17 protein-coding genes are annotated in these 16779 nt (G+C 41.1%); all 17 read right to left on the bottom strand.

Features of this window, described 5'->3' with window-relative positions:
• Positions 1-8: 8 nt before the first annotated feature.
• A complete protein-coding gene (locus tag ACTQ33_RS06195; protein ID WP_441463063.1) occupies positions 9-287 on the bottom strand; it encodes a hypothetical protein in 279 nt (92 codons plus the stop codon).
• Positions 288-434: 147 nt separating this feature from the next.
• Positions 435-1661: a DUF362 domain-containing protein gene (locus tag ACTQ33_RS06190; RefSeq protein WP_441463061.1), complete on the bottom strand. Its 1227-nt coding sequence runs from the start codon at positions 1659-1661 to the stop codon at positions 435-437.
• Positions 1654-2676, bottom strand: a complete 1023-nt coding sequence (locus tag ACTQ33_RS06185) for an asparagine synthase-related protein (RefSeq protein ID WP_441463059.1) — start codon at positions 2674-2676, stop codon at positions 1654-1656. The genes ACTQ33_RS06190 and ACTQ33_RS06185 overlap by 8 nt, the downstream gene beginning before the upstream one ends.
• An 829-nt stretch (positions 2677-3505) precedes the next feature.
• Positions 3506-3973, bottom strand: a complete 468-nt coding sequence (locus ACTQ33_RS06180; protein ID WP_441463057.1) for an adenylyltransferase/cytidyltransferase family protein — start codon at positions 3971-3973, stop codon at positions 3506-3508.
• A 38-nt stretch (positions 3974-4011) separates the two neighbouring features.
• Complete coding sequence (locus ACTQ33_RS06175) at positions 4012-4806, bottom strand: radical SAM protein (RefSeq protein WP_441463055.1); 795 nt, start codon at positions 4804-4806, stop codon at positions 4012-4014.
• 15 nt (positions 4807-4821) lie between these two features.
• Positions 4822-5673: a TylF/MycF/NovP-related O-methyltransferase gene (locus ACTQ33_RS06170; RefSeq protein WP_441463053.1), complete on the bottom strand. Its 852-nt coding sequence runs from the start codon at positions 5671-5673 to the stop codon at positions 4822-4824.
• Positions 5657-6703: an asparagine synthase-related protein gene (locus ACTQ33_RS06165; protein ID WP_441463051.1), complete on the bottom strand. Its 1047-nt coding sequence runs from the start codon at positions 6701-6703 to the stop codon at positions 5657-5659. Before ACTQ33_RS06165 ends, ACTQ33_RS06170 begins: the two co-directional genes overlap by 17 nt.
• 284 nt (positions 6704-6987) lie before the next feature.
• On the bottom strand, positions 6988-7896 hold the full coding sequence (locus ACTQ33_RS06160; protein ID WP_441463049.1) for a LicD family protein: 909 nt from the start codon (positions 7894-7896) through the stop codon (positions 6988-6990).
• Between the two features lie 135 nt (positions 7897-8031).
• Positions 8032-9141: a saccharopine dehydrogenase NADP-binding domain-containing protein gene (locus ACTQ33_RS06155; protein WP_441463047.1), complete on the bottom strand. Its 1110-nt coding sequence runs from the start codon at positions 9139-9141 to the stop codon at positions 8032-8034.
• On the bottom strand, positions 9123-9911 hold the full coding sequence (locus ACTQ33_RS06150; RefSeq protein WP_441463045.1) for a DUF6564 domain-containing protein: 789 nt from the start codon (positions 9909-9911) through the stop codon (positions 9123-9125). The genes ACTQ33_RS06155 and ACTQ33_RS06150 overlap by 19 nt, the downstream gene beginning before the upstream one ends.
• Positions 9896-10846, bottom strand: coding sequence for an NAD-dependent epimerase/dehydratase family protein (locus ACTQ33_RS06145; protein WP_441463043.1), 951 nt, complete (start codon positions 10844-10846; stop codon positions 9896-9898). Before ACTQ33_RS06145 ends, ACTQ33_RS06150 begins: the two co-directional genes overlap by 16 nt.
• A gap of 18 nt (positions 10847-10864) precedes the next feature.
• Positions 10865-11560: a metallophosphoesterase family protein gene (locus tag ACTQ33_RS06140; RefSeq protein ID WP_441463041.1), complete on the bottom strand. Its 696-nt coding sequence runs from the start codon at positions 11558-11560 to the stop codon at positions 10865-10867.
• Between the two features lie 2 nt (positions 11561-11562).
• The gene (locus ACTQ33_RS06135) at positions 11563-12621 is read right to left on the bottom strand and encodes a thiamine pyrophosphate-dependent enzyme (protein WP_441463039.1); all 1059 of its coding nucleotides are present in this window, start codon (positions 12619-12621) and stop codon (positions 11563-11565) included.
• Complete coding sequence (gene aepX, locus ACTQ33_RS06130; protein ID WP_441463037.1) at positions 12618-14210, bottom strand: phosphoenolpyruvate mutase; 1593 nt, start codon at positions 14208-14210, stop codon at positions 12618-12620. The genes ACTQ33_RS06135 and aepX overlap by 4 nt, the downstream gene beginning before the upstream one ends.
• Positions 14203-14499: a hypothetical protein gene (locus ACTQ33_RS06125; protein ID WP_441463035.1), complete on the bottom strand. Its 297-nt coding sequence runs from the start codon at positions 14497-14499 to the stop codon at positions 14203-14205. The genes aepX and ACTQ33_RS06125 overlap by 8 nt, the downstream gene beginning before the upstream one ends.
• Positions 14500-14625: 126 nt before the next feature.
• A complete protein-coding gene (locus ACTQ33_RS06120) occupies positions 14626-15279 on the bottom strand; it encodes an IS5 family transposase (protein WP_441463033.1) in 654 nt (217 codons plus the stop codon).
• Positions 15280-15321: 42 nt separating this feature from the next.
• Positions 15322-16767 carry a CDP-glycerol glycerophosphotransferase family protein gene (locus ACTQ33_RS06115; protein ID WP_441463031.1) on the bottom strand — a complete coding sequence of 482 codons (1446 nt, stop codon included), beginning with the start codon at positions 16765-16767 and terminating at the stop codon, positions 15322-15324.
• Positions 16768-16779 lie beyond the last annotated feature (12 nt).

The following is a 16779-nucleotide window of genomic DNA, read 5'->3' as shown; positions in this document are numbered from 1 at the left end:
CAGTACAGCTACAAAAGATATGCGTCCAGCCGTTCCCCGGTGTCTGTGTCCATTAGAGCCGCCGTCTGGCCCGCCCAGTCCACCTGCATAGTTTCACCGGGTTTGTGTTCCAAGTGCATGGTGGCTTTGGTTTTGTGGACATAGTCTGCGTAATACTTGTTGAACTGAGTGGATTTGTAGGGCAGCTCACCGCTCTGGCGGCATTGCTCACAATATTCCACCCATAGCAGACTCAGGGTGACGCCGCTCTTCTGCATCTCACGGTGTACCCATTCATAGTCTGGCATTTTATAGTGCTGGCCCAGTGCAGTGATCTTTTCTATGATCCAGACAGCGCTGGAAAACCACCTGGAGCCCTACCGCTACTTGACCTGGCTGCTGAAAGCAGCCAACGGCGCAGATTTGACCAGACAGGAAATACTACGGAGTCTCCTCTATTTGCACTCAAATTTTATACCCTTCCAATTATTTACAACATAAAAGTCTTTATATTTTGTCGCTGACGAGAAAAAATTTGGGCATGGAACTCCGTCAATTGTAACAGAAATGTCTTGATCTAACTGAATCTTATTTTCTTCAATAAAATACTGAAGATATTTAATTTTTTCTGGGTCAATGCCCATATAACGAACGCCCACCAAATCCGCCAAAAGAAGGTCCGTGCTTCCAATCAAGCAAGAAGCATACTTTGCCGTAACACAAAATGGTCCCTGACCTTCGCCACCCATTATGCCATCAATAATAGTGATGCATTTACGTTCTTTTTTCATAAACGAGTGATACAAATCAACTACCATTCGCCAAATAGTGTCATTTCCGGGCCATGCGCCTCGATGTGTAACTTTTGCACGCCGTGCTTGCTCATAGCTTCTCATATCTGGATATTCGTCTCCGCCAGCTTCCGGAGTGCCAACTCGCCAATGAACAAGCTGATTTTTTTGTGTAATTGCTCCAACCAACCCTTTTAGATTGAGAGTTGCTCCGACCTTCTGGTGGGTCTTTAACTTAGGAATAGAAATATACACATCAGCCGAATAAATACTATTAGCAAATGTATATAATTGCATTTCTCCTGTATGTGCAGAAACTGTCTCCTCTCGTTCCTCAAAAACCCCTCTAAATAAAGACGAATCAACATCATATAATAATGAGTCTTTTCCTAAATTAACTTTATATTCCCCATTTGGATCGCCTTTGGAAGCAACCATTTCCTCTTTTTTCCCATATACATCGAGGGATGGACAAATTAAGGGTCTTAAATCGCAAATACAGCAAGGGACATCGTATTTTTTTTCAAGTCTCTTTATTCCAGTATGTTCCATCAATTCTGCAAAATCAGCATCAATCGATGGATTATCTCCTATAATAATTTCACCTTTTCCTTTTAATGCAACAGCTACTCGATCCGCTACCGCCTCTATTACAGCAGGATGTGTAATCACACAATACAAGTCATCTATATGGCTACACGACTCCCTCCATCGGGACGCAACCCAATTTGGCTTAATAAAAACACGCATCCCCGGCTTTATTAAATCTGCAAACGGATTTGACGGATCAAGACCCAAACTCTTAAACAAAATATCAAGTGCCTCTGATATACTATTGTCCCTGTAGCAATCACATGATACTATCCCAACTGTATTTAACATATTATTCATTATTTTTTGCTTCTTCCTCTTCTATTAAATCTAAAAACTTCTCAAGGCAGCAGACTAGCCATTTTTGGTCTCCAGACATATGATCCGTACTATGTGGCCAAAATTCTGCTCTTCGAGGACCCTCCCAATTTTTGAGCCACTCATTCATCGGGCGTGGCATAGGTGTTTTAGGAGGAATCTCAAAGCCGTTGTACAGGCGATTAAATATTTCACGCACTAAGTACTTATTTTCCCCACTTCGGATGCGATTATAGTCCAAAGAATTACCCATATATGTGTGTGCATAGGGTGTGACCAAATCTATTTGAGCTGTGCTTGTCGCATTTTCATAGCTTCCCATTGCTTCAATAAAAAATGGATTTCTACAAAATTCATGCACATCAATATATCCATCATTTTCAAATGCAAGAATTGTATCCAACACGAGTTGAGACTCCTTAAGAACCTCAAATGGCATCACATATGAATATCTCTTAATGAATTCTCCAATTGTCCAGTCCCGTGAAAGCAAATCACTTAATCCACCAAAGTTTAAGTCTGCGCTTTCTCCAAAAATTAACTTTGTAAATCCGTCCTGTTTTGCGCGGAGGGCCGCCTTGTATATTTGGACTTCTATGGAATGAATCGGTGCTCCTTTATGTTTCATCAAAGGTAATGTATACTTCTCAAAATCATCCCAGTATATTTCAATCACTTGATGGTTTAATCCACATTCTTTAGCATACTTGGCTGCTATTATCGTCTCATCTGTAACTTTAACGCCTGGCACAATACATTTAAACGTATATACAGTCGATCCTCTTGGCATAAATTTAGCTAATACTGCTGAATCTATGCCGCCGCTCAATGCCAATGCTGCTTTACCATCAGCTGTAGCTTGTTCTATCTGGTTGCGCAATTCATTCTCTAATTCATAACTATCGTAAATTGGTTTTCGTTCTATGTCGCAAATATAAAATCTTGGCGGCAAATATTTAGAAAAAGCTTTGGAATGATCAGCAATCGTACGCAGCATCAGGTAAGAACTCATACAATACTTTTTGTCTATCATAGCTATTCTCTTTCTTATACCTCAAAATAACTATATTTTGGCATATATTGACCAATTTTTACACTTTTAGAGGATCTCCAGACCGTAAACAGGTGTATGTGCCCTTGGCTAGTCAATACTCATCCTCTCTATGAGCCATCGGTGCCATTGGAGAATCGAAGCTCTGATCGCATTCTCATTTCTGTGCCATAGCATACACGTTCCCTCTGCTATTTATAGGTAACACGCTCAAGCCGCTTTTGCTGTACTCAAATACGAATTGGTCTACTGTGCCGGTCTGTTTTGCTTGCTGTATACTCGTAGTGCACTATTTATAAGAATACCTCCGCTTCGCCGACAGTATACGACACTGTCACACACTGTCCGACACTACACGGAGGTACTGTTTCATATTGCATGTGCTGAAACAAGTTGTGGTAAATTTGCGTTTACATTTGAACCAGTTCAAATACTTTTTTCTGCCACTTATAGAGCGTGAACGCGCAGGAAGGTTCTCACAGCACCGCCCATTCTAGTTGTCCTAGCCACTATTCCAACAAGCGGAACTTCGGTCGGCTGCTATTGCCAGTTTCGCTTGCTGATTCAATGTGCGTAATTCTCTTCTATAAACTCACCTTCGCATCTCGGTCGCAAAATAACTCACGGATACTATCTGGAACAATACGAGAACATTGTTTCATGCAATATGAGAATTTACAATTCGTAGTAGATTGGACGGTTTTGGGAAAACTGCTCGTCGGGGAGAGCTTTATATTTTTTATTATTCTCTTGACAAGGTGAGGTTTGCAGGTGTTTATAATTCCGCTCTTAGTTTTAACAATGTTTCATTCAATAAAGTGGAAGACGTATTTCTTGTATACGGAAAATAGACGATATCTACTCCGATAGCATTAAATTCTTTTTCATAGTTATTCCATTTTTCTGTGTTTTTCCAATCATCTCCGACAAACATTACGTCAAAATGATATTTTTCCCACGCTTCCATTTTATTCATATTATATTGCGGCACAGCTTGATCTACGTACCTAATCGACTGTACAATCTGGATTCTCTCTTCAAAAGGAATTACAGCCCGCTTATTTTTATATGACACTAATTCGTCACTACTCACTCCAACAATTAAATATTCGCAGCGCTCTTTTGCCCTTTTTAGAAGATTTAAGTGCCCAATATGGAATAAATCAAAAACACCTGTTGTATATCCGATTTTATATTTCTCCATTTCTACTCCGTTCTTTTTGGCATCCGCACATAAATCCAAGCATATCACCTTCTGTACGCTAATACCAAACTGTCATTTTATAAAAAGTCTTCCCATTTATCTCCTGAGTTCATCTGTACTGCTGGTTCGACCTGTATCGTATTGTCTGTCCCGTTACAGTGTCTGCATGCCTCCATAAAATGCGGATGTTGAACATAATTTTCTAGCTCTTCCCGTAATCCAGGTCGTTCTGAAACAAGAATATAATCTCCCTTTTGGATTGAGTCCTCCAGATCATACCCTTGTATTTTCCAAGATATCACAGATCTGGCGCATCTACCGATTTTTCCTTCCTCCAATGTATAACAGTCTTTGAACAGGCAGTTGCAAAAACGTTTTTCAACGTCGCCCGGCACATTCATTTTCTTTCCGCAGTCATACCATTTATCCTCTCCTGAGATAAAGTGATATACTTCATGCCGGATATGATGCTTTTTCAGCCATGCCTCCGCCTTGTTTTCGATAGCAATTGCAGGATAGTTGCTAACTCTTACAATGAACTTTTCATCTGCAAGAATCTGAGGACTTACATTTGGCACCACAGTTCCGTTTGTCGCTATCAGGCACTTTTCTATATCTTCTTCATCTTTTACGAATTCTAATAATTTTTCAAGTGCAGGATGCAGGAAAGGCTCTCCACCCTGAATTTGTAACAGACGGATCCTCACCCCCCCCCCGTAAATTAATGTTTCTAGACTTTCTATAATATGATCCACATTATACCGCTTTGTCTCATGGGGTGCAAACGGAGTCAAGTTGCTGCAGTTTAAACATCTGAGGTTACACGCTTGCCCTACAATAGCAGCTAAAAATCTCATATAAAACTTTTCCATTTTTTCGCATCCCTTTTACTTGAAAAAAACAGCAGAATCTGAGAAAAAATCCACAGTATACATAAGATTATTTTTATCTGCAAAATCACGGACAGCCTGTTTTGCCATTGGGAATGACAGATTATAAAAGTCATGCACTGCAATGTAACCGCCTTTATTTAACCGTGGATAAAAGTACTCAAGTCCTGCCAAAATGGGTTGATACAAATCGCAATCGATATGCACAAAGGCAAAACGCTCCTCGAGACCATTTAGTGACTCCGGGAAAATGCCCTCTTTAATCACACATGTCTCCGGATAAGGCATTTTTTTCAGTACATTTTGTGCATTGGAACGGATATTATACATTTCCAGTGTTTGCGCATTTTCCGCCTGGGACGGCTCTTTATCTCGCTCATCAAATCCGCAGAACGTATCAAAAAGATAGCAGGGGCGATCCGGAAAATAAAAATTGAGGTATTTTGCCGTATCTCCGTAGTCAACCCCTAATTCGGCAACAGCTCCATCCACTTGGCGGCGGTAGATTTCATTGATTAAACTCTGATGTAAAATATACTTTTCTTTATCGTACACATGGACAAAATCCAGAATTTTCTCAAATGGAACACCTTTTTTTACATATTCGCTTTGGAGCCCATGAAAATCCGGAACCGTGGATACAACATAGTCAAACTCTCCCGATGTTTTTTCCAAGAATTCATCCAAATTACGATAAGAGGAATATTGTTGTGATAAAGGCTCTTGCAAATGTGCATTTCGATCAATAAAGCCAATAATATCAAAAATATATTCCACTCTCTTGGCAATCTTCCATCCTTCTCTATGTGCCCCGTGTATCAGTATTTTTCTTTTATTCATAGCTTTCATTATGCCGTCTCTCCTCTGGCTCATACATTTCAAGGAATTGTTCCAGACAATAAAGTTGCCACTTTTGATTGCCTGTCAGCAAATCCATATTTATGTCTTTTCTAAACTCTTTTCTTTGAGGTCCGCTCCATTTTTCAAACCACAGATCCACAGGCCGCGGCATAGGAAACTTATCTGGAACAGGATACGCTGGATACTTCATTTTAAACAGATCTCTGATTAGATATTTGGGTTCTCCATTACGCACTCTTTTTAAATCCAGCTCATTTGCCATTACAAGGTTTGCATGTGGATCCGTATACGGCATTTTTGCAGCACCAAAAGCATTTTGGTAAGAGCCAGGACTTTCAATTGCATATACATTATCCATAAAACCCAAAAAGTCGATTTTCCCATCCTCCTGGCGATATTGCTCAAACAGATACGACATATCCTCCGGCTCATTCAATATCATTTCCGGCTTTGTAAAGATATACCGATCCTGAAACTCCTCCACCGTCCAGTCCCTAGAAAGAAGCTGGTTCATTCCGCCAAAGACCAAGTCCGCGCTTTCTCCGATAATCAGTCTCTCAATCCCATCTCCTCCAGCCTGCATCGCAGCTTGATACAGCATTGGCTCAATAGAATGCACTGGTGCGCCTTTTGCCCTCATGACAGGGGCCAGATAACGTTCTATCGTTGACCAGTCGATATCGATATAGTGAAGGTTCAGTCCGTAAGTGTCAGCATAGTACTCGGCGCGCTTTAATTCGTGTTGAAAAAGGGCTCCCTCAAAACGGAATGTATATGCATCGCACCCACTCATGTAGGCTGCAAGGCAGGCAGAATCCATTCCACCACTCAACATAAGGCCCAGTTTTTCCGCACCGATTCTCTCAAATATCTTTGTCAACTCACGGTCGATCTCTTCCGCCGTTGCAACCCTGGTTCTCTGTTCCAATGGCAGCGGAACAAAATTATGGTGCCTTGTATTTCGATAAAAGTCCATATCTTCTCTTTCAATATAGCGAAAAGCAAGATAGGAACTCATACAATACCTTTTATTTGTCATGTTTTTCACCATTCCTTTCCGCTATGCTTCAATGTATAAAAATAATACTTTTCACACAGCAGATAATAATTTATTAAGTTTATACAAGTACTTTTAGTGAAGCAGACCAATTAACTGCTTATAACAATACTCCCAAACATATATCCTACAACCCAAAATATTCTCAAAAGAGTGTCCACTCCTACACACATAAGCAAAAGTTCTTATAGAAGGAAAGTGCATCATTACCCTAATCTAAAATTTTTATGATTATAGCATGTATATCATGAAAAGCTTAAAATAAATGCTTCTTTGAGCTTTTCATCCACTTGAATTTCCTCCAGCTTTGGCAGAACACATTCTGATATACTAATTGGTGGAAAACATACAGGTGTCAGATAATCCCCATACATCCGGCTCAGCGGCAGCTGGCTCTGCCGAAATCCTATGAGTCGATAGGTTTCAAATTCATATTCAACGGTATCCTCCAGCCATTCCGTTCGGTACCTCCAATATCCAGTGTTTCCCTTTGCACAAACTATGGGGAGTCCTAGGCATCTTAGATATCCCGTCGGGCGACGGTTGGTCCAATCGATAAACTTTTTATATGCCTTGTTATATGTTTCCATTGGAATGCACGAGAGCAAATGGTACAGCCCTCTGTAAAAAAGATTCTTTTCCTGCTTTTTCCCCACCTCTGACCATCCTGTCTTTCGGAGCAGAAATGCCACAATGTTACAGAGTAGTTGTCCCGCCCTATGCTCCGGGAGGTAGTCCAGAGGCATAATGTCGATATATATTCCCTGTTCATAGGGAAATTCTTCTGTGTTCGGCCGCACAAAGGCTGTCCCTTTTCTTCTGAGTTTTGCATACCCCCAGCGGTATCCCTCTGTCACAAACTGATCCTGAAAATAATATTTTGTACCATTCAGTTCTGCTTTACATGCCTCTTTAAATTTTTCATACTCTGTACGGAGCATTGCCACATCTGCATCATCATCCCACGGGATAAATCCTTTATGTCTCACTGCTCCCAGCAGGGTACCTCCAATCATCGTATATTTGATGCCGTATGTTCGGCAAATTCGGTCAAACTCCAGCAGAAGTTCTAGCTCCGTTAACTGCAAAAGGCGCAATTCCTTCGGCGTTAAGTGCTTCTGAGTCTCCGCCTCCTGTGCTGCTATTTTTTTCATTCGCAGTCTCCTCTTTATAGCAAAATATTTTCCTGCAAAAGTAAACATCCGGACCAATGTATTCCAGTATAAATTAAGGAGAATATCTAGTTATTATAGCTGTATTTCTTGCAAAAAGAAGAGAGAATATTAGGCTTATCTGCTTTTCTTGTTTATATTTTTCCATCTTATGATTCCCTCTGAGATCTGCTCTGCAAAGCGTCCACAGTCCTCAAGCGCTATTGTTTTAGGATAAATAAGCCCAAATACTTTTTTCATCTGCCAAATTACTTCATCCGTAAAGTGAAGTCCATTCCCATCAATGGCTTCAATTCCATCACACATAAGACTCTTTTTGTTGACATTTATCATTTCCTCTAATGAGAAAACAGACTCATCAATCTCCATCTGTCCTCCCCGAAAAATCAGCGGATAACCACCTATTTTGCCGTACGCTCCAGGTGCATGTATCCGATGTTCTACACTGCTTTTATCCAAAATAAACCGGGTCAGCATTACCACATCAGATGCGATCATAATATTGCGATCCGGACCGGATGCGGTCGGCAGCGCACAAAGACGGAATATTGTTTCATCTTCTATAGAGGTATTTCCTCTGATGTCCATCAGATAAGCGGATCCTTTTGGTGTTCCCTCTTTTGATATATAAGTATTCGCATAATGTGAGCCCACAAAAGTGACATCTGGTGCTTTCAGTCTAATGCCTGTCAAAGTCTTATAGGCATGTACAATGCGAGGTATCAAATGATTCAGATTTCCCGCACTTGTATACGGAGCAAGTCCTTTTGCTTCCAGTAGTGGAGATACCGCATCTCCGTAACTTGTGTTAATGACTTTTGTCGAAATGCCGGATCTTTTTACAGCTTCCATGACTTTCTCCACCAGCACGGCAGACATCGGTGCCCATACTCCATATCCAATCCCGTTTGGATAAGAAAATTCCCCGTACTTGAATCCTTTCATATACCTTCCAGTATATGCGATTACATTCGGTTCCTTTTGGGCAATCAGTTCACTGAGTCTGTTTGTGTCCTCGATATCACACTGCTCATATGCAATTTTAGGGTACATACCGAAGATCCCCGCAGAAACTAAAGTAAGGTTTATTCTTTTCTCTGCCTCTGTTTTTTCACTTCTCGAGATTACAGTAATTTCGCAGTCTGCAAGTTCAGGCAGACGTACCATCATATCAAGCACATATTTTCCGGTGCTCCCATATCCGATAATCATGATCTTATCAGCCATTTTGTATTCTCCGCCCTTCTTAAGTCTTCTGGCGTATTTAGATTAATCCATGCATCAGGCTGTTCTGAAAAAACAGGTTTGATCTTCACACCCAATTTATTGATGGAATATACACCGGAGTGAAGCATAGGCTCTTTTGCTTTTTTGACTCTCAGTGCATATTGCTCCAGTTCTTCTTTTAGTCGTCTAAGCGTATTTCCAGCAAATATCCACATTTGCATGCTCTCACCGATAATTTCTTCGCCGTTTTCCACCCAGGTCAATCTGCCGCTGTGCGTAGTATCATACTCATACCGATTGATTTTTCCCTCTATTCCCATCGCTATGACACTTCTTTTCGGATCAACATACTCTGGAGAGCGTACAAGAGATGCTGCCTCTCCCTCTTCTTCTGCTATTTGAAGGATTGAGTCGCCGTGCAGCAGTGAGTCACCTTCAGTTATGATCAGTCTTGCACACTCCTTGATACAAGCCGCTTGAATGGCACAGCTAAGTGAGTAGTTGCATCCATATCGGTCATATAGAGGATTCTCAACAAACTCTACTACTCCGCATTGCGCAAAGTCCTTTAGTGCTTCTCTTACTGAAGAAGCAGCATATCCTACAACAACAGCCACTTTGGGAATACCCGCCTTAACAAGTTTCGATATCGTATATTCAGCCGGGGAAATACATCCGATAGTTTTTGCGCATTTATTCACTCCATCTGGCAAATGTAACCGGCTGCCCATTCCAGCGCAGAGAACTACTGCCGCTATCTTGTTATCCATTCAAGCGTCCTCCTCACGCCTTCTTCCAGCATCACTTTGGGACTGTACCCAAGTTCATCCTTCGCCCTTTTAATATCTAATACTCTTCTTGACGGATCTCCTGCTCTTGTTATATCCAGTATAGGTTCATGGCCATATCTAATTCCCAATTTTGCAGCTTCTCTTACTGCGATGTCAAAAAGTTCCAAGATTGTCTTTTCCTCTGGGTTTCCGATATTATACGCTGTTCCTGTATGCATTCCCGTCATGGCAAGATAAGTTGCCTCTGCACAGTCAGACATATATAAAAAGGAGCGCCTAATTTCTCCTGCCATAGCATTAAGATGGCACGGTCTGTTGTTGACGATACAATTTAAAATATATGGAATCACATGGTTGTCATCTACATCATACGGTCCATATACATTTGCATAACGAAGATGGCATACTTTAATTTCACTTTTGTGGTAGTTCAGCAGATATTCTGTCATGATTTTTCCGTGGGCGTAAGACCATCTGGGCGTGGCCTCCACAGAGTCGTAGAGAGAAGCTGTTGTCTCTTTTGTAGGAAATTCCCCTGCATGTCCGTAGATTTCTGAACTCGAAGCATTGACAAAACGGGGAATATTGTTTCTAAGCGCCCACCGGAAAATGTCATATGTACCTTGACAGTTTACCTCATAAGTAAGGCAGGGAGCTTCATAAAAATATCTGGTCGGAACGATTGCTGCAAGATGATAGATACCGTCAAATTCAGTTTCCTCTCCATGCAAGATGTAATCGCGAAAATCACATTCATGAAAAGCAAACCTCTCATGACCTAGCAAGGTTTCTATATTTTCCTTCGTGCCTCGGAAAAAGTTGTCCACGCCAACAACTATATCTCCCTCGTCAAGGCATTTTCTTGCAAGATGTGCACCAGTAAGTCCTGCAACTCCTGTAATCAGAACTTTCATCTCCTATACCTCCATAGTCTATCTTCCAATGTACAGCCTTTTCCAAAGATAATCCGGCAGACCTGCTCTTTTGATTGCCTCGGCCGCTCCATCTACATCATAACTGACACGACGAAATATTACTGAATCGTCATCCAATATTGCATAAGATGCTTTTGGACAGCCATCCCTTGGCTGCCCCACGCTTCCTGGATTTAAAATCATACGACCGTTTTGGCGTATAAGAAAACTGACGTGTGAATGCCCCATTAGCATTAACTTAATATCAGATTTTTCCATGAATTGAAACAACTGTTCTAAATTTTCTTCTGGCCGAATTTTCCCCCAATATGGGTCTTCTGGTGTTCCATGAACCAACAGTGTTTTTTTATCTATAATATGCTTTACTGGAAAATTGCTTATTTTTTTCAAAAGTGAAAACTTTGATTTATTTTTTTCAATAATTTCCTTTGTATATTTATATGCAAGTTTCCCATGTTCTGTTTCGCTTGAGCGAACCTTTTGTAGGTACTGGCATGCGTCATGGTTTCCTGCAATCATATGTTCAGCCCCTGCATTCACAACCAATTCCATCACTTGCACAGGATTTGCGCCATAGTCCACATAGTCACCAAGCATCCACACTCTTTCTACTCCCTGCTTTTCGCAGTCTTCAAGAACTGACGTAAGTGCCTGTAGATTAGCATGGATATCAGAAAAAACCGCTGTTTTCATCTTCACTCTTTGCAAAATCTTTTTGCCTGCCCATAAAGTAGTGCCTTATCCGGCCTTGGCAGATTTTTCATGGTTCCTTTTCTGGTCCTTACATATAACTGCGTATATTTTCCCTCTTTTTGAAAAATCCTAATTGCTTTTGCCATCTCTTCAGCAGAACAAACCTCTTTTGTTGGGTACATACTACTCATGACATCAAAAAGCCTACTTTCTCCAAGGCTGTTCACCTGTCCACCTGTAGACTCATTTGCTTCATTGTCCAAAACAATATAGCAGAGATTATCTGGTTGCTTCTCCGTTAACGTATATAATGCTCCCAGCCTCATTAGGCATGCGCTGTCCCCATCTACTGCTATAACCCGGTTACCCGGCATACCCTCAGCAATTCCAGCGGCCAGAGAAGAAAGACAGCCCATGGAACCAACCATATAGAAGTTCTGAGGCCGATCTTTAATGCAGAACATTTCACGGCTTGTAAATCCAGTTGTAGTAACAATTACTTCTCTGCCCACACAATCTGCCACTGCACTTAGAATGTCGCAACGTGCAGGTTTCCCCAATTCTTTATTTTTATCGTTTTCCTGTAATAAAACCGGCGAGAATGTATCCTTTGTATTCACAAGGAGGGCAGCACAGTGGCTTTTTAAACACTCCTTTGCCTTTTCAATAGCTCCTTCTTCCTCTGCACAGAAATATGGAATACCAAGCGTATCAAGAAAAGGTTTTACCGCTTCAGCCATGATCTTATGCTGTGGTTCGTCATCCTTGCCGCGGTTTCCAATAATAAGTAGTACATGCAGGCCAAATAATTCATTTAGGGATGTAAGCGGAGAAAGCGCATTTGTTAGGCCAGAATTCTGCATAATCACGGCAACCTTTTCTCCTGCAAGGCATGCTCCAGCAGCATATGCTACAGCATCACCTTCGTTCACAAACGGCTCATAAATTTTGCGATTCAGCGCCTCGTTAATGAGATGTGTTAAAAAGGAACAGGGGACACCTGCAAACTTGCGGATGCCGATATTTTCCAAACAATCGATAAATTCCGCTGTATTCATCATAGTATTTCACCTGCTTTCATCAGATCATTCAAAGAATTTATATCCACAACATCTTCCCTAGATGATAAGATCACAGAGAGTTTCAATCCCACATCCAACAGTTTTTTCATAAAATCAGCCATATGCATCTGTTCTATATCCTTTTGATTAAGAACTTTTCTTACCCTCTCATGATTATTTACCATTAAAAATCCGCTAAAATAAACCCTAAGGCTTTCATCTTCTGCAAACGAATCTGTCTGAATCTTCTGAACCTCAAGCGTTTCATCATCTCCAAAAATATCCGGTCGCTTATTTAAAATCAAGGAATAGCCTGCATTGATATAATCATCTCTAACACACACAAGAATCACATCTGACTCCTGATGCTCTCCTGCGTAGCTGAAAATCGTCCTTAACAGAAACTTTTTAAAAAATACATCGCCATACAGTACTAAATATGGCTTTTCCACAGAAGCTGCACCAAGGAAAAGGGAATATGGAGAATTAGTACTCTCCCATTTTGTATTGTTAATTAATACTTCGGTTTCTCCCTGAATTTCTTCTGCTCTATATCCTCGTACAACTCGAATATCAGAGATGCCCACAGCCTTTAAAACGTCTAACTGATGTTCCAAAATGCTTTTCCCATTAATCCTGAGCAGCGATTTCGGCTTGTTAAAATTGAGTGCGCCGGGAGAACCTGCCGCCAAAATCACAGCACTGACATCCGGGTAGGTTGGAAGATATTTTTTCTCCATTTCCAGATATTCTTCATTCTTCTGAAGTCTAAACAATTCTGATACAGGTGCCACCATTTCTTCCACGCCGGCGATTGAGGATTCCTCATAGATCTTCTTACATATCTTCTGCATCGCCGTAACACATGCCCGCACATTGTGGTTTGCCCATATAATTCCACGTATTCTTTTATCTTTTGTAAAGTGGCTTATCGGTACAGTATAATATTTTGTCGGAACAATAAAAATCGGAATATCTATTGGAAATGATTCCAGAAAATCATCAATATCCTTTGATGTAGATTTCTTTGAATGTACCAGTAACGCATCAGCACCCGCCTCCAGATACATCTTTGCACGCTTTACAGCATCTGCGACGCCTGCTCCAACAATCAGGGATTCGAGCCTTGCAATCACCGTAAAATCTGGCGTTTCCTGGGCGGCTTTCATAGCTCGGATTTTCCCAGAAAACTCCAGTGGGTCTGCAAGCGCTTCCATCTTTGTCTCCAGAAAAGAATTCGTTTTTGGAAATTTTTTGTCCTCAATACACACAGCAGCAATTCCCATTTTTTCTAGTTTTTTTAAAAGCCTGCATGCGTTATTAAAGTTCCCATATCCTGTATCTCCATCAACAAGAATAGGAAGTTGGGAAGCATCGTTCATGTATTCCAGAACATCTAATAGCTGAGTATATGAAATTTCATTATTGTCACGTACCCCAAGAGAAGCTGTAATAGATAAGCCACTGGCCCATATAGCCGGAAATCCTGCCTCCTCTACAATTTTTGCTGAAAGGCCATCATGTGCTTCCATTAGGAAAAAATGCCCGCCAGATTCTATCAATTTTCGAAATTCTTTTGCTTTATTCATATAAATTTCCCCTTAGTTTGGAAATGGCACATTCATGTTTTTTTACTTCTGCCGTTCCATTATTTGCAAAATAACCGCGATACTTCTTTTTCTGCATCTCACTGTACTGCATGATCACATTTAAATACACAACAAATCCTTCAAGACTGACACTTGCCTGAATTTCCTCGTTTGAGTCCAACAGGATAAATGTATCATAATCGGATTTCGCTATCAGGAGCTCAACTAATCTTCTTGCTTCCGCTTGGCCCATATAACGGTCCTTTGTTTTCCTAATGTCCTGTATCAAACCTGTTTTCCTATAACTATAAATAGAAGTAGATAGTTTATCGAGCATATATCTCCAAAGCACGTATCTGCATATACTAGCGTCGATCCATATCTAGAGCGTATCTAAAAACACCAAATAATTGTGCTATTTTGCCAAAAGCCGACTAGCAGCAAGCAGAACAAACGCAAAGAAAGCAGATGCCAGTTTATTATAACGAGTAGCAACTCTGCGAAATGCTTCCATTTTGTTAAAAAAGCACTCCACTGCGTGTCGCTCCTTATAAGTGCAGAAATCACAGAACCACAGATTAAGAAGGTTGTTCTTAGGTGGGATGGTATACACTGCTCCTTGAGTAGTAATATATCCACGGATTTGTTCCGATCCATAAGTTTTATCTGCAAGAATATTGCTTCCAGTTATTTTTACTCTGGACAACAATTCTATGGCAACTTTAGCATCATAAATTTTCCCTCCAGTCAGAAGAAACTGGACAGAATTTCCTAAGGCATCTACAATAGCGTGAATTTTTGTAGTTTTTCCACCACGGCTTGTTCCAATAAATTGGTTGTTTTCTGAATTTACAGCCCCTTTTGCACCCGCACTGTGCGGATGCGCTTTAATAGAAGTGCCGTCAATACAAAGGTTTTCGTAATGGGCATCTTCGTTCAAAGCATGAAAAATCCGCAAAAGGATTTCGTTATCCCGCCATTTGCAAAAACGGCTGTAAACAGTCTGGTATGAGCCATCGTGTTCTGGGATATCTGCCCAGAACATACCGCTTCGGGCTAGCCAGAACAACAGTTCCTCTATAGTGCTGAGCGTTAAAAGGGAAAGATTATGTCATACTCCGATACATTCCCGATATAGATCATCATGCAGACAGTTACAAATACGGGCTGCTGCATTTCCATCAGCCAGAGGTAGATCGTTTGTGCAAACTTCTTCGCGAAGAGCACGATTGCAGTCCTCTCCTTTGGCGATTCTCTCCATAAAGTCAATCACGTCAACGGGCGTAGATGCCTTCTCCATCCATTTGATACTTACCATGCAGTCGCTCTGCCGTTCCAGTTCTCTGATGAGGGGGTTTTGAGTCCAAAGCAGGGGTTTGTTCAATATCAAGTATTCGAACATCATACCACTATAATCGGAAATCTGAGCTGTAGAGCAGGAGAACGCCGGCCCGTAATCAACTCCATTATCGAATATCATGTTGTCCGAAGCAGCTATTATCTTTATCATCTCTTGGAATTTACGATACTGCTCCGGCTGATATAACTTCATCACCACTTTTGATATAGGGTGGGGACGCCAGATCAAAGCAAACTGCTGATGCTCACTAAACCATGGAAGCAACGCTTGGAGCAGATCAATAGAAGATGCCTGGCTGTCATACCATGTGTTCCAAAGCAATACGATCCGATCCTTGATCTTATCCCGCCATGCGTCAGGTACTTCACACGGATTCTCCCTTAAATGAATTGCATAATCCATTTTGGGGATTCCAGTTAACATCAGGTTTTCTCCCTTGGACAAGCTGTATTTACGACAAAATTCCAAAAACTTTTGGGATATTCCAGCAATTCGCCATGCATAGGCGTGTATAGGCATATTGAACAGTGATTTCTGATTGCCGGTGTTGACCAGTGCAGGTATAAAATAGGGCAGATATACCAGACGTGTATATTTTGCGATGTTTTCTGCCCAGAATTCCGGTATTGTAACACTCTCGTAGGGTTGGCATGTAAATGCCAATTCTGGGCAATCCTCGTCGGGCATATATTCCCAGTAGTTCTGAAATGGGATCCCCATTTCAGTCAGATAGTCCTCATAAATGATTTCTGTCTGAGTGTTTCCGTCAATTTCGTTAGCCCGGAAAATCGGAGTTAATACTACCACCGGGTCAAACCGGGGGTCTTGACACATATAAAAGTAGACAGATGCCATAGAGTCCCATTTGCTACCCATTTCCGCAAAAAACACAGCACGTATTTGAATCACAATATCTTCTTTTAAAGATATACGCAATTCCTCCAGACGTTCTGTAATTGTATCTGGCAGAGGATCCTGCCAGATACAATTAATTTCATCAAGTATATCCTTTGTTTTTGTATTTTTCCAATCCGACTGATACTGCATTAGAACCGCATAAAATTCCTGGAGCATTTGTGTTCCATTATCGAGTAGTTCCTGGCATAAATCAGAGTCATCATGCCCTTGTATATAGTCTACTGCTTCCATCAGTGTGCAGCACACTTGATTTAGCTGTACATATCTGGAAAATCGCATAACTTCCAACCC

This window comes from Candidatus Avoscillospira sp. LCP25S3_F1 (assembly GCF_052117125.1).
Classification (GTDB): domain Bacteria; phylum Bacillota; class Clostridia; order Oscillospirales; family Oscillospiraceae; genus Avoscillospira_A.
This window is presented reverse-complemented; position numbering and strand designations above follow the sequence as displayed.

Bases quoted from the DNA above. Each gene is read 5' to 3' on its own strand.
- ACTQ33_RS06195 (WP_441463063.1), bottom strand. From the start codon at position 287: ATGCCAGACTATGAATGGGTACACCGTGAGATGCAGAAGAGCGGCGTC.
- ACTQ33_RS06190 (WP_441463061.1), bottom strand. From the start codon at position 1,661: ATGAATAATATGTTAAATACAGTTGGGATAGTATCATGTGATTGCTAC.
- ACTQ33_RS06185 (WP_441463059.1), bottom strand. From the start codon at position 2,676: ATGCTGCGTACGATTGCTGATCATTCCAAAGCTTTTTCTAAATATTTG.
- ACTQ33_RS06175 (WP_441463055.1), bottom strand. From the start codon at position 4,806: ATGGAAAAGTTTTATATGAGATTTTTAGCTGCTATTGTAGGGCAAGCG.
- ACTQ33_RS06170 (WP_441463053.1), bottom strand. From the start codon at position 5,673: ATGAAAGCTATGAATAAAAGAAAAATACTGATACACGGGGCACATAGA.
- ACTQ33_RS06165 (WP_441463051.1), bottom strand. From the start codon at position 6,703: ATGAGTTCCTATCTTGCTTTTCGCTATATTGAAAGAGAAGATATGGAC.
- ACTQ33_RS06160 (WP_441463049.1), bottom strand. From the start codon at position 7,896: ATGAAAAAAATAGCAGCACAGGAGGCGGAGACTCAGAAGCACTTAACG.
- ACTQ33_RS06155 (WP_441463047.1), bottom strand. From the start codon at position 9,141: ATGGCTGATAAGATCATGATTATCGGATATGGGAGCACCGGAAAATAT.
- ACTQ33_RS06150 (WP_441463045.1), bottom strand. From the start codon at position 9,911: ATGGATAACAAGATAGCGGCAGTAGTTCTCTGCGCTGGAATGGGCAGC.
- ACTQ33_RS06145 (WP_441463043.1), bottom strand. From the start codon at position 10,846: ATGAAAGTTCTGATTACAGGAGTTGCAGGACTTACTGGTGCACATCTT.
- ACTQ33_RS06140 (WP_441463041.1), bottom strand. From the start codon at position 11,560: ATGAAAACAGCGGTTTTTTCTGATATCCATGCTAATCTACAGGCACTT.
- ACTQ33_RS06135 (WP_441463039.1), bottom strand. From the start codon at position 12,621: ATGATGAATACAGCGGAATTTATCGATTGTTTGGAAAATATCGGCATC.
- aepX (WP_441463037.1), bottom strand. From the start codon at position 14,210: ATGAATAAAGCAAAAGAATTTCGAAAATTGATAGAATCTGGCGGGCAT.
- ACTQ33_RS06115 (WP_441463031.1), bottom strand. From the start codon at position 16,767: ATGCGATTTTCCAGATATGTACAGCTAAATCAAGTGTGCTGCACACTG.